General features: G+C 47.6%; 20 protein-coding genes. 10 read left to right on the top strand and 10 right to left on the bottom strand.

Going from position 1 to position 12,145, the window contains the following annotated elements:
* Nucleotides 1–400 precede the first annotated feature (400 nt).
* The gene (locus KQP79_RS25010) at nucleotides 401–709 is read right to left on the bottom strand and encodes a hypothetical protein (RefSeq protein WP_155728188.1); all 309 of its coding nucleotides are present in this window, start codon (nucleotides 707–709) and stop codon (nucleotides 401–403) included.
* A 35-nt stretch (nucleotides 710–744) separates the two neighbouring features.
* Between KQP79_RS25010 and KQP79_RS25005 the strand changes: the two genes are divergently transcribed.
* Complete coding sequence (locus KQP79_RS25005; protein ID WP_004310904.1) at nucleotides 745–1,176, top strand: hypothetical protein; 432 nt, start codon at nucleotides 745–747, stop codon at nucleotides 1,174–1,176.
* A 200-nt stretch (nucleotides 1,177–1,376) separates the two neighbouring features.
* Nucleotides 1,377–1,952 carry a porin family protein gene (locus KQP79_RS25000; protein WP_004296378.1) on the top strand — a complete coding sequence of 192 codons (576 nt, stop codon included), beginning with the start codon at nucleotides 1,377–1,379 and terminating at the stop codon, nucleotides 1,950–1,952.
* 320 nt (nucleotides 1,953–2,272) lie between these two features.
* On the opposite strand, the gene KQP79_RS25950 is transcribed toward KQP79_RS25000, so the two are convergent.
* Together KQP79_RS25950 and KQP79_RS26070 are read right to left on the bottom strand one after the other, a co-directional pair.
* Nucleotides 2,273–2,482, bottom strand: a complete 210-nt coding sequence (locus tag KQP79_RS25950; RefSeq protein ID WP_149886124.1) for a hypothetical protein — start codon at nucleotides 2,480–2,482, stop codon at nucleotides 2,273–2,275.
* Nucleotides 2,483–2,591: 109 nt separating this feature from the next.
* Nucleotides 2,592–2,855 carry a hypothetical protein gene (locus KQP79_RS26070; RefSeq protein ID WP_025813562.1) on the bottom strand — a complete coding sequence of 88 codons (264 nt, stop codon included), beginning with the start codon at nucleotides 2,853–2,855 and terminating at the stop codon, nucleotides 2,592–2,594.
* A gap of 296 nt (nucleotides 2,856–3,151) precedes the next feature.
* Here KQP79_RS26070 and KQP79_RS24990 point away from each other — a divergent pair, with 296 nt between their 5' ends.
* Genes KQP79_RS24990 through KQP79_RS24955 form a run of 8 tightly spaced genes read left to right on the top strand, consistent with a single transcriptional unit; the run spans nucleotide 3,152 to nucleotide 6,495 of the window.
* Nucleotides 3,152–3,367 (top strand): hypothetical protein, encoded by a 216-nt coding sequence (locus KQP79_RS24990; protein WP_149886126.1) that lies wholly within the window; start codon nucleotides 3,152–3,154, stop codon nucleotides 3,365–3,367.
* An 11-nt stretch (nucleotides 3,368–3,378) separates the two neighbouring features.
* On the top strand, nucleotides 3,379–3,600 hold the full coding sequence (locus KQP79_RS24985) for a hypothetical protein (RefSeq protein ID WP_149886127.1): 222 nt from the start codon (nucleotides 3,379–3,381) through the stop codon (nucleotides 3,598–3,600).
* A 13-nt stretch (nucleotides 3,601–3,613) separates the two neighbouring features.
* Nucleotides 3,614–4,030, top strand: coding sequence for a PcfK-like family protein (locus tag KQP79_RS24980; RefSeq protein WP_138273412.1), 417 nt, complete (start codon nucleotides 3,614–3,616; stop codon nucleotides 4,028–4,030).
* On the top strand, nucleotides 4,027–5,358 hold the full coding sequence (locus KQP79_RS24975; RefSeq protein WP_149886128.1) for a PcfJ domain-containing protein: 1,332 nt from the start codon (nucleotides 4,027–4,029) through the stop codon (nucleotides 5,356–5,358). Before KQP79_RS24980 ends, KQP79_RS24975 begins: the two co-directional genes overlap by 4 nt.
* A gap of 24 nt (nucleotides 5,359–5,382) precedes the next feature.
* Entirely contained in the window at nucleotides 5,383–5,640 is a 258-nt protein-coding gene (locus tag KQP79_RS24970; protein ID WP_149886129.1) for a hypothetical protein, read from the top strand.
* A gap of 20 nt (nucleotides 5,641–5,660) precedes the next feature.
* Complete coding sequence (locus KQP79_RS24965) at nucleotides 5,661–5,891, top strand: DUF3873 domain-containing protein (RefSeq protein WP_149886130.1); 231 nt, start codon at nucleotides 5,661–5,663, stop codon at nucleotides 5,889–5,891.
* Nucleotides 5,888–6,133 carry a DUF6956 domain-containing protein gene (locus KQP79_RS24960; RefSeq protein ID WP_149886131.1) on the top strand — a complete coding sequence of 82 codons (246 nt, stop codon included), beginning with the start codon at nucleotides 5,888–5,890 and terminating at the stop codon, nucleotides 6,131–6,133. The genes KQP79_RS24965 and KQP79_RS24960 overlap by 4 nt, the downstream gene beginning before the upstream one ends.
* A gap of 53 nt (nucleotides 6,134–6,186) precedes the next feature.
* Entirely contained in the window at nucleotides 6,187–6,495 is a 309-nt protein-coding gene (locus KQP79_RS24955; RefSeq protein ID WP_005796903.1) for a hypothetical protein, read from the top strand.
* Between the two features lie 99 nt (nucleotides 6,496–6,594).
* Here the strand turns inward: KQP79_RS24955 and KQP79_RS24950 are convergent, their stop codons facing one another.
* The 7 genes from KQP79_RS24950 to traM all read right to left on the bottom strand — a co-directional run.
* Nucleotides 6,595–7,485 carry a bacteriophage abortive infection AbiH family protein gene (locus KQP79_RS24950; RefSeq protein WP_149886132.1) on the bottom strand — a complete coding sequence of 297 codons (891 nt, stop codon included), beginning with the start codon at nucleotides 7,483–7,485 and terminating at the stop codon, nucleotides 6,595–6,597.
* A gap of 89 nt (nucleotides 7,486–7,574) precedes the next feature.
* Nucleotides 7,575–8,102 carry a glycoside hydrolase family protein gene (locus KQP79_RS24945; RefSeq protein ID WP_149886133.1) on the bottom strand — a complete coding sequence of 176 codons (528 nt, stop codon included), beginning with the start codon at nucleotides 8,100–8,102 and terminating at the stop codon, nucleotides 7,575–7,577.
* A gap of 2 nt (nucleotides 8,103–8,104) precedes the next feature.
* Nucleotides 8,105–8,602: a DUF3872 domain-containing protein gene (locus KQP79_RS24940; RefSeq protein WP_149886134.1), complete on the bottom strand. Its 498-nt coding sequence runs from the start codon at nucleotides 8,600–8,602 to the stop codon at nucleotides 8,105–8,107.
* A complete protein-coding gene (locus KQP79_RS24935; protein ID WP_149886135.1) occupies nucleotides 8,599–9,501 on the bottom strand; it encodes a toprim domain-containing protein in 903 nt (300 codons plus the stop codon). The genes KQP79_RS24940 and KQP79_RS24935 overlap by 4 nt, the downstream gene beginning before the upstream one ends.
* 7 nt (nucleotides 9,502–9,508) lie before the next feature.
* Complete coding sequence (locus tag KQP79_RS24930) at nucleotides 9,509–10,084, bottom strand: conjugal transfer protein TraO (RefSeq protein ID WP_004293891.1); 576 nt, start codon at nucleotides 10,082–10,084, stop codon at nucleotides 9,509–9,511.
* A 2-nt stretch (nucleotides 10,085–10,086) separates the two neighbouring features.
* On the bottom strand, nucleotides 10,087–11,073 hold the full coding sequence (traN, locus tag KQP79_RS24925; protein WP_017141286.1) for a conjugative transposon protein TraN: 987 nt from the start codon (nucleotides 11,071–11,073) through the stop codon (nucleotides 10,087–10,089).
* A 36-nt stretch (nucleotides 11,074–11,109) separates the two neighbouring features.
* The coding region (traM, locus tag KQP79_RS24920; protein ID WP_264386578.1) for a conjugative transposon protein TraM at nucleotides 11,110–12,145 on the bottom strand (1,036 nt) is incomplete at its 5' end.

The following is a 12,145-nucleotide window of genomic DNA, read 5'->3' as shown; positions in this document are numbered from 1 at the left end:
TGCATGAGGAAAAAGCAGCATAGCCAAAAGAAAATATAGCAGAACTGTAAAATATAAAAGAGGTTGTGCCAACGTTTTGACACAACCTCATCATTTTTTTACCCTCACACCTGTAATGCCGATGAATAAAGGGATTGAACCAATGGGTGAGAGTGTGAGAGTAAAAACTGCTATAACTTTTATTTGTGAGAGATATTTCAGTAATCAAGAATGAGAAGTAGAGTCGTCTTTTGTCAGATTCATTTTAATACATAACTTCCAGTATTTATTTCCATATTTCGACTGCGTTTCAAAAAAAACATATATCTTTGCCGTACGCTTTCAGCCCATCAGCGTGATGGAACAGGCAGGAAGCGGTTTTTATTTCCTATATGGAGTAAAAGCGTATTATCTCTCGATCTTAGAAATAGCCAATCCAAACAAAGAGAGATGATACGGTAGATACTCCACGTGAACGGATGTATATCAACATATTCGTAAGAGATGTGTTATATATAAACGATTGACGTGGGTGTCTGCTGTTATCATTATCTTTTGTGCGGGTGTAGCTAGCCTTAAGATCGGATAATGGTACAGCAGCATCTGCGTCTTTCTTGTATTCGGTCGGTAATAAATTGCCCCAATTTAACCTAGCCAATCCCCACCCGGCAGACTGCAAAAAAGCGTGGATGCCCGTTGTACTAATATACATGAATAAAATATTATTCATCCCTTATTTGTATCACACATGAAAAAACAAACGCTATGGCACAATGGATTAGTATAGAAGAGGCAGCCGCAAAGTACGGATTCGAGACAGAATATATCTGGGTCTTGATAGAGATGCGAGAAATCACTGTGGACTACGAAAGGTCGGGCATCGACATCATCAGTGATGACAGTGTTCAGGAGTTTATGAGTCGAAATGAAAAAGGGGCTACCTTGATGTATATCGAAAAACTGGAACGATATTGCATAGATAAATCAAAACTTTGTTCAATATACCTATCACTTTTAGGAAAACAGGACAAAGAAATCACAAGATATAAAGCAGCCGGAATCCTCTATGATACCTTACAAATCAAATGGCTGAAACAATGTGACCGGTTGCGGAAGTTGGAAAAAGAACTCGTCTTGGGGCAGACTACTTGCTGTACCTGTTGGCTGAAAAGAATCTGTATGAAAATCAGGAAGTAAAATCGGATTAATTCAATACTTATTTGCTAAAATATCAATTGCTTCATAACCGTACCAATTAGATAAAATCGAACTTATAAGAAATTCTTATTAGTTCGTCAGGAGGGACAACGACGTCTTTAAATGAACAAACAACCAATAATTTGTGTTTATTTAATCTAAATATATATCTTTGTCCCGAATTATAAACACGTAAATTTATGAAAAAGATTTTTGGTGCTTTAATGATTGCTATATGTATAGCTATGGCAATGCCTGCTCAGGCGCAGATACACTTTGGTGTAAAGGGAGGTTTGAACTTGTCAAAGGCGAGTTTCTCTAATGTGAGCGAAAACTTTAAAAAGGATAATTTCACAGGTTTCTTTATCGGTCCGATGGCCGAGTTTAATATTCCAATCGTAGGGTTGGGAGTAGATGCATCTTTGCTTTTTGCTCAACGGGGTATCAAAGTTTCAGAAGGAAATGATGATATTACTGTTAAACAAAACGGTATTGATATTCCTGTAAACCTGAAATATACCATTGGCTTGGGAAGTCTGGCTGGTATTTATCTGGCTGCAGGTCCTGACTTTTATTTCGATTTTGAAAAGAAATCGGGAATTGATAAGAAGAAAGCTGAAGTAGGTATCAATGTGGGTGCCGGTTTGAAGTTGCTGAACCATTTGCAGGTGGGGGCTAATTACAATATCCCATTGGGTAATACTGCTGATATTGAAGGAACAAATGCTTCTTATAAGACTAAGACTTGGCAAGTATCTGTGGCCTATATTTTTTAAGTAGTCTATCACTTTACATAGTATATGAAAAAGAGTTTCCGATAACCGGAAACTCTTTTTTGTTTGGGATTGTCCTGTTGCGCTCTCGAATATATTTCTTCCAATTCTCGTATGAAGTAGAGTTTTCTTTTTAAGTGTTCTCTCTCCCTTCTTTTAAATCCCCATTTTTTTATTGTATTTTTGTAGCTGTAAGTTACGAAAAGAGTGTAATTTATTGGAAATGAGCGTAGGTTAATTACTCTTGATAGTAATAGGTTACGATTTAGTTAGTTATCTACTGCATTATCCTTCTGCGCGTTGCGTAACCTTCAAAGAACTCTTCATATGCAAAAATAGCTATTTAATTCGAGATTTTGATATAAACTCCCGTTTTTTATCCCCTCATTCATAAGAATTTTCCGTAAAAGCAGTATTGTCCGTCGGCACACCATTGCCCAAAACGAGTTTGGAACAAACGTGTGCCGACTACCGCATAGCCGGAGAAAAGGGCATTGCCTCACGCCTAAACGATGTTTAGACAGATGAAGCATGCCCCTTTCTTTTGCGTCTATGCCAAGAGGTGCTTTTACGGGTTTTCAGATGATTTTTCTTTTTTTTGCTGTCCCTTTTGCCGGAAGCGGAAAGTGAATGCAGAGTGTGTCAGCCTGCCTCATGAATGAAACAGGCGGTCACACACAGCCGGACAAACCGGGAAGAATGATTGTTGCCGCCCGGCTGGACAAGTTCCGTCGGAACGGAAACAATCATACTTCCTTTGTCGTGGTTTGCCCTTTTCACGCTTCCGGTGATGTCTTTTTCTTTCAGACGGTTTCCTCTTTTTACGGATTTTCCCCTAAAGTTTTTTCTACCCAATCTGCCTCTGTTTTCGTTTACCTCCATTTTACGCCTTTCAGTGAGCCGCATCAGTCAGTCATTTTCGTTCTGGGCGCAAAGGTAATTCCGGGATTGGACGGGAAAGCAAGGTCAAGCCTCCTGTTTTCGGTAAAAATCTCCAGCCCTGCGGGTAGTATTTTGACCGAAAAACCTTGCATTCCCTAATCCCTACCTTTTCAAGCACCCGAAACGAAAACGACCGATGCGACAGAAAGACGCATAAAAAAAATGTCGGATAAACAAGAGGCAGATAAGATAGTTTGAAACTCAACTTCCTCAGCTCTTGAATCCGCATAAAAAACAAAAAAATCAAAAACAGCGAAGATATGACAGCAACGGCAAATTTCAGACAAGTGGCGCAATACATCGGGTTGGCGATATTCGGCTTGATGGTGCGCACCGCCTTAGGGGTGTTCGGCATCCTTTGGGGCATCATCGGAGAGATTGTAAACGGAGTGTTCCGAGTGGCGATAGGCGTAATCGTGGCTATCCTTTCCACCATTGCCATCTTCGGTTTCATCCTTTGGTTATTCACCCTTTAATCCTTACCGACATGGCAAAGAGAAACAGCAGGACGGCAGCACAGCAGTGCAGGTACTACGAGGTGGACAACTTCTTCGAGTATATGGCGGAAACGTACATCAACGGCAACATATCCGTGTTCCGTGAACTCTACCACGAACTGAACAAGGACGCACGGAGGAATTTCATAGACTTCCTTCTCAGCGAGGTTGAGCCGACCTATTGGAGAGAGATACTTAAACAGACAATCTAAAAACGACAGCGATATGAAAGGAACAGACCATTTCAAAAGAACGATACAAATGTATCTGGAACAGCGGGCGGAGGAAGATACGCTCTTTGCGAAGAAGTACCGCAACCCTGCCAAAAACATAGACGAGTGCGTGACCCACATTCTGAACTATGTGCAGAAAAGCGGTTGCAGCGGCTTCACGGACGGAGAGATATTCGGGCAAGCCATCCACTACTATGAGGAAAACGAGATAGAGGTGGGCAAACCTATGAACTGCCAAGTGGTGGTGAACCATGTTGTGGAACTCACGGAAGAGGAAAAGGCGGAGGCACGTCAGAATGCAGTCCGCAGATACCAAGAGGAGGAACTCCGCAAGTTGCAGAACCGCAACAGACCGTCAGCGAGAAAAGAAACCCACCCCCAACCCTCATTATTTGATTTAGGCTTATGAAACCGAAGACCAAGATACAGAAAGAGGTGGCAAGACTTTCAGCCAACCTCCGCCCCATATCAACGACACAAATTGAATGGGCATACCGCCACTGCATTGAACATATCGGCTACCGCACCAAGAAAGGGAACATCACCTGCTCTGACTGCGGTCACGAGTGGCACAGCGACAGCGGACTATGTGACACCCTTGAAGGCTGTACCTGCCCCAAATGCCATGCCGAACTCAAAGTGCAGGATACACGCAGACGCATCTACAAGGAAACGCAGTATTTCAGCGTGATAACCACCTGCAAAGGGTATCAGGTAATCCGTGTGGCGCAGGTCAGATGCGAGAGCAGGAAAGGCGAGCCGATGCAATTCTACTGCCACGAGGTCGTGCAGCGTTGGATTTCACCCGACGGCAAGGTTACAGACATGGCGTTGCTCCGTGGCTTCACATTCTATTACTGCGATGTATGGGCATTGTGCAGCGCGATGGAGATAAGACCGCACAACAGCCTATACGATGATGTTGTGGCAAGAAGCTGTGCATATCCAAATATGAGGGTATTGCCCCAACTCAGACGTAACGGCTTCAAGGGCGATTTCCACGGCATTTCCCCCGTGCGTCTTTTCAAAGCCTTGCTTTCAGACCCAAGAATTGAAACCCTTATGAAAGGCGGTGAGATTGAGGTCATGAAACACTTTCTTTTCAATGCCCGTACTGCCAATGAATGCTGGGCATCATATCTGATTGCCAAGCGTCACAAGTATCGGATAGACAACTTCTCCATGTGGTGCGACTATCTGCGTATGCTCAACAAACTCGGTCAAGACCTCCGCAACCCGAAGAACATCTGTCCAGAAGATTTCATGGCGGCACACGACAACGCAACCCGAAAGATTGAAGCCATACACGAGAAGGAACGAGCCGAACAACGCCGCCGCTGGGAGATTGAAAGGCGTGAGCGTGAACAACAGCGGCAACTGCAAAGGGAAAAAGATGCGGAGGATTTCATTGCCAACAAATCCAAATTCTTCGGATTGGTAATCACTGACGAGGAAATAATCGTCAAGGTACTTGAAAGCATAGACGAGTATTACAGCGAGGGCAAGGCACAGAACATCTGCGTGTTTGGCAGTGAATACTACAAGAAAGCCGACACCCTCATACTCTCGGCAAGGATTGGCGGTGAGATAATTGAAACCGTAGAGGTGGATTTGCGGACACTCAAGGTGGTGCAGTGCCACGGCAAGTACAACCAAGACACCGAATACCACGAGCGTATCATAGACCTTGTGAACAAGAACGCCAACCTTATCCGTGAGCGGATGAAAGCGGCGTAGCATAAACCCTAAAACAACATTGATATGGAAGTAAGAATCGAAAGCATGATTTGTATGTGGGATGATAAAATCCCTGCCTTGTTCATTGAATTTGTAAATCTCCTCACTCTCACAACGAGTGAGGAGGGATTGAGAAAAAGTGTGAAGGAGTTTGCCGAGAAGCACGAACTTGACAAGTTTTTCCTTTACGGCTTCGGCTCACACCATTTCTACCTGCACCAACGCTACACGAGCAATCCCGAAATGGTGATGAAGAACAGAGTTCTGTCAGTGCATTTCTAACCATCTAAAAAACAACGATTATGGCAACACGAATGACAATCAATGGAATAAGCACCTGCACAGACGCAGGAACGGAGAAATACGAGCGTTTCCAATCGGGTTTCGGCAGACGCAAGCGGACGCTTGTGCAGTACGACTACCGCCACACGGACGGAGAATTGTTCGCTTGTGTCAAGCTCACTTTGGACGAGTGCCGAACCGCAAGGGACAAGTGGCTGGACGCAAAAGCAGGAAAGGAGGGCAACCGATGAACACGACCTATCAGACGCTGATAGTCAAATTCAGCGAGCCTATCACGGCATTGGACGGTATCTTTGACGATGCCGGAGCATGGGGAACGGACACCCTCAAAGGGTGGATAGATGATTACGAAAGCACACGTTTCACCGCCACCGACAGCCATACGGCAGTCATCACGAGCGAATACAATATGGAATGTGTGAAGGAGTGGTTGCAACGGCAGACACCCATTGTCGAGATGCGAGAATTTTGAACAAGTTGGCGGTGTCCGCACCGCCAACATATAAACCTCTAAAAACAAAGGATATGATAGCAAAGACGATATTACAGCAGATAGGCGGAAGAAGATTTACCGCCATGACGGGCAGCCGTGATTTCATTGATATGGGCAACGGCTTACGAATGAGCCTTACAAGGAACAAGACAAGTGCAAACCGCCTTGACATCATCTATGATGCGGGGGCAGACCTCTACAATATGCGGTTCTACCGCAGGACATTCAGCAAAAAGACGTTCGAGTGCAAGGAAAAGGACATTGCCGTACACGAGGGCATCTATTTTGATATGCTGGAGGAAATGTTCACGATGGTGACAGGACTTTACACACGCTTTTGAGTGGCGGCGGAGAGAGCCGCCCTACTTTCTTTCAGTGAGCATGATGGCGGACAAAGAAAGTAGCAAAGAAACCTCTGTGCCAATCTGCGATTTATAGATTTACCAATTAAATGTTCTTACATTTGTCAAACCTATTTTTGTCACAAAGTCATTTATTCGTTCTAAATCTTCTGAACTGTGATACGACACTGTCCACGGTATGTCTGACCCAACCTGTTTCACAATCTCTTTCATATATGGCCAATCTACTTCATAAAACGAATGTCCATAAACAACAATTTGTTCAATGTCAGATAAGCCGCTAAAAAAATCTGTATTCTGTCTAATAATAAAAGTCGAATCTTTAACCAAACCGTTCATCCATTCAATAATCTTGCTCCATGTTTCTTGCAAATATGGCATTTGACTTTCATCGTTATATGCTTCATTCGGATTTCGGAAATTATTATGCCCGATAATGTACTCATTATCTAAAATGCGAGAACCATGAATATGCAAAATATTGGATGCAGGTATGCCATATATCACTTCCAATGTTTCTGTGTAATTAAATGTCAAGTATTTACATTCTACAGGTAATTCACGGACTTTTCCCGCCTTTGCAATGTCAATGCTGTCCACCCAATCTTTGAAAGCCTCAATAAATTCATCCAACACTGGTCTAAATATCCATTCAGGGCTATCTTCCACAGCAGCCATCGAGCGTGTTGGGTGGTCATAATCAATTTCTTCATCTGGTTTACAGTATTCCACAATACTATCTTCATCGTATTCTCCAAGTGCTTTTTCAATATCTCCCCATACATCCCGTTGATTGCTAAAAAATATGTCCATCAAACTAATAAGGTGGCGATATTTATCATTCATTTGCAACCACTGTTTGAAATTGTTATAACTGGATTTGATACCGCTTGCCAAATCAAATCCGTTACCGATGATAACAAGCGTTTTTTTATTCTGTTGCTCTTGTTGGGGAAATAAATAGTTCATATATTGCTTTTTAATTTGTTTTCTTATAAGAAACAAAAGGTGTGCCAAGTTAAATATGGCACACTCTTTGTCAGATTTGTCAGTTTCACTTATGGTATATACAGCAACGCAAATTCCGCTTTTCTCCTTTTGAGCAGCATGGCATGGCGTTTCCCCTTGTAGTTGCAGAAGGCGATATACTCACGGTAGATGTTCCTGTCGCCAGCTTCCAACTTCTTGATTAAGGTACTTTTGGGGAGTGTCTTGCTGCCTAACAGCTTCGCCGGTCCCACATTGTAAGCTAACGTGCCAAGCAAAGTCGAATCAACTCCGAATTTACGGAACATGGCGACAAATTTGCGCAGGTCTTTCCTCAAAAGTTCATCCGCATCCCGTTTTGTCATGGTTCGTGCCGAATACTTCTCGTTTGGCAAAAGTTTGTGACCCCAACCCACGTATGGGTGATGTTTTTCTGAGTGCCAGCCTTCAAAGTAGCGGCAGCATAAAAAAGCACGTTCCATAAGTGGCAGTCGGTAGATTGCCGCCTGCCCGTCCGCTCCCTCTTGGCGGCTGATCTGTGCGGACACAGAACAGACCGCCAGAAGCGAACAGAGCATTGCCATGAATACACGCATCATCTTCATACACGTTTGAAACCTCCGATGGGAATGGCGGTAAAGCCGTCATCTTTGATGTTCCGGTTGTTGAAGTCAAATTCCAATTCGTATGAATTTTTGAAATTGTCCTCCACCACCACGATGAAATTATGCGCTTCGTCACCCTCCGCCGTGTAGTACAGGCGGAACTTTTCGTTCTCCAGCAGGTAGCGGTCGTTAGGCAGGAAGGTGATGCCGTTATCCATTTTGAGCGAGCCTTCCCCCTCGAATTGGAAATAGCGGATGGTATAGAGCGTACCCGAAAAGTTGCCCTCCTTTTTCAGTTCACAGCGTATTTCCACCGTCTGCCCCTTCGCCACCTTGTTCGGCACGGGCATGACCTCCACCGTGAAGGGATAGGACTGTTGGATGTCCATGTCGTCGTCACATGACACGAGGGTGAACGACACGACGGCTATCAGGCATAACGCCACCGCCTTAAAGATGGATGTCCTTTTGTTTCTGTTGTTCAGTATGTTCATTGTTCTTCGATTTTTAGATGGTTGTTTTTCTGTATTTTCGTTGTCTGTTGCAAATACTCGTTCAAGTCCTTGCAACCGTCATAGAGGAAAGAGCGGTCAGTGACACGCTCCCCGTATCGCCCCACAAGTGCGGCAAGCGTCCGCCGTCCGGCATCGTCACGGTCAAGGAAACAGCCGATGCGCCCGTAGCCGTCCAGCAATCCCGCCGCCTTCTCCACGTTGGCGACGGAGTTCAGCACAAGGCAGTCAGCGTTACCGGTTACGCCAAGCGTCACCGCAGAAAGGAAGTCCATGAAGCCCTCGAACACGAGGCATTCGTCAGCCGGAATCTCCTTAGCCATTACCAAAGACATATCTTTTGGCGGGATGCAACCCTTGAAATATCGGCTTCTGACTTCATAGCCACCTGCCATGTTCGGGAAGCCGACGGCAAAATACCGTTTCCCACGAACGCCGTAGTTAAGACGGCAACAGTGACGGGATGCGATGGCGTAAGGGATGCCCCGTTCTGCCAGATACTCCGTCAGCGGTGAACGAAACAACGGAACTGCCTCCACATCCTCAAAGACGGGTTCAATCGGCTTCGGGAGATAGGCGGGCTTTTCCCATCCGGTCACCGTCATGTTGGCGGCTTCCGCTATGAACTTCGCCTGCGTCCTAAAGTCATCGCTTTGCAGAAACTCCCCGGCAAGCGTGAAGATGTTGCCGCCCTTGCCCAAGCCGAAGTCGTACCAGAGCTGTTTCGCCACGTTCACACGGAAAGAAGGTGTGCGCTCGCCCCTGTACGGGGCGATATACCACAGCTCGTTACCGCTTCTTCTGACAGGCTCATGCCCCAGCCGTGCGAGAAAATCCGCAAGCGGCATCCTTCTGACAGCATCTATTTCCGCCCGTTCCATGCCCGTGTCAGTTGATAATGAACTTGATGCCGACCCCGAACTGCGTGTGGAACTTCCGTGTGTCGCCACCCCACAGGCAACGCTCACGCAGATTGGCAAGTAGGGCGATACGGTCTGCCACGTAGCACTCCACATCGAGCGTCAGCGCACCGCCGTAGATGAAGGCGTCCCGGTCGTGCAGCGTGGAGCCGTCATGCAGCATCTTCTTTCCCCAGTTCACCGACTCATATCCGGCGAGAGCCGAAGCCCCGGCATAGACGAACACTATTTTTCGGGCGTCCGACAGTATCTTGAAATAATAGCCGCCCTCCGCCGTAAACTGCGCCACGGGGATTTTGGTGTCTTTGTAAGGATTGTTTTTCAGGAGGTATTCGCCACCGAACACCCACTTGTTTCCCTTCTTCGTGTAGGTGGAGAGAGCCGCCCCGAAGCTGTACCCGCCGTCCTTGCCGCCGGGATGGAAGCCGTCCGCCATGTCCGCCCTCACCTCGATGCCCTGCATCTTCGGCAGGCATCGCTGGGCGTGCGCCTGCCCCGTGAAAAGGGCAAGCGACGCGATGATTATTGCGATGTACTTTCTCATGGTCAGCGTACTTGAAGTTCGTTGATGGTACCCGCGCGTACCAAATCCTCGTTCTCAATCACGAAGAACTGGTGACGGCCGCCGTTCTTCTCGTTCAATTCCACCACGAGGCACTTGTCATCGGGGATGGTGAACTTCGCCATCGTGAAGACCGTGCGTTCACTTTTTTTGCCCGGCACGAGAATGGCGTAGTTCTGCGCACGGAGCGGCAGAATAATCTGCTCCTGCACGGCGGTACGCTTTGCCACCTTCTTGTCCACGATTTTCCAAGTGATGTAGTCCACATCGAAAGGCACGTTGCTCTGGTTCTTTATCTCCGTGTGGAAATAAAGCAAGCCGTTGTGCGTGTAGATGCCTTTCAACAGGTATTGGATGCCGAAACGCTTGCAGCCGATATGCTTCACCTCACGCTTGTTCTGCTTGTGGATGGACTTCATGATAAGGCGCACCAGCATCGGGCTTTCGCTGCCCAGCTCTTTCAAGTAGATTTCCTGCGCATTGTTCGGGCGGTTCACCGTGCTGCCGTCATGGATGAAGTCGCACATCTCCACATTGAGCAACAGCGGTTCGGCGGCGTACTTCACGTTGAAGGTGTAGAAACTGCCGTCCTCCGTGATGACGGACATATTCGTTTCGTTGGGAAAATTCCTTACGGTAGCCTTTACACGGATGACGTTCTCCGCTCCGTCGGCTTTCCCGGCAATCAGGTCGGGCGAGCCTAAATCGACGTAGCGTACCTCCGCCGGAAAGATGACATGGACGGTCTTGTCGTAGGTCACTTCCAGACCGTGCGGCGGTATCATGCGGTCGAAGGTCAACTTGCGCGACAGACCGTGATACAGGTCGCCGTCCGCCTCCTTCTGCGGATAGACCTCCTTCGTCAAGGTCGGCTGTTCACTTCCGTTGGTCGTTTCAACGGTTACATTCTCCTGCGCGTTGGCAGTTGTGATGCCCATAGCGAGGGCGAGCATGATGATTACTTTTCTCATTACTTTTGGATTTTAGTGGTAATTTTTTTATTGATTTCAATCTTTTTCTTGGTAAAGCATGACCCTGTACCCGGCTTTCAGATGCACCTTTACGGTTCGCATCTTTTTGGCGATGTACTGGCTCGTGCCTTGTATCAGCCCCTTGCCCAAGTCGGAGGCGAGCTGCGCCCCGGCATTGGTGGAGATGTTGATGCTGCTTCCCAGCGAGCCGCCCATGTTGGCGGCGACCTCCCTGACGGCGTTCATCTCCATCGAGTTCGGGATGAAGATGCCGGGCTGTCCGTCCGTGTCATAGACCGCAAGCTCCACGGGGATAATCGTGCCGTCGTATTCCAGCGAGGTGATCTCGATGTCGAGTCGTTCACCCTGTATCTTGCCCGTGCCGACCACCACCGCATTGCGTGGGATTGTCCAGCCCGCCACCGCCATAGGCTCCAGCAGACGGAGCCTTACCGTCTGCCCGTCCGTCACACTCTGCGCCCCATGCACGCACGCCGGTATGGTGTTCCTGTCCGATACCTCCGCAGTGCCGACAGCCGTGTTGAAACCCCGGTTGCGTTCCTGCGAGAAGGTGGCGACAAACTCCGCGTTGCTCATGGGCTGTGAGAGCGAAGAAACCACTTGATGCTCCACCTTTCTGACAGGCATTGCCGTGTTCTTCTTTCCCTTCTGCACGGTGGCAGGCTCTGCCGCCTGTTCCGGCTTCCCACCGTTCTGACCGCCCATGTACTTTGCCGCCAGCTCGTAGGACTTCTCCATAAGAGCCACTTGGTCGTCCACGGCGGAAGCCTTGCCCTTCTCGCTTTCCAGTTCCGACTCCAGCGAGGCGATGCGCTCCAACAGCACATCCATTTCCGCATTGTCGTTCTTCGGCTGTTCGTAGAAGTTGCCGAGGGTGGCGTTCAGGTCACGGTAGGCGGCTGCGGAGGATTGGATGGTCTGCGGCGTGGCTGGCTTTGCCCTTTCTTCCTTGCCGCCCGGATTGGCGAGGTCGAAGTCCACTCCGTTCTCCGTTCCCGCTATCTCGCGGTCGAACATGTCGCCCAGTTGCCCGATGGCACGGTTGCGGCTC

Origin of the sequence: Bacteroides sp. DH3716P, from assembly GCF_025914115.1 — a bacterium.
GTDB lineage: Bacteria > Bacteroidota > Bacteroidia > Bacteroidales > Bacteroidaceae > Bacteroides > Bacteroides ovatus.
The sequence above is the reverse complement of the archived record's forward strand: the minus strand, read 5'-3'. Positions and strand labels throughout refer to the sequence as shown.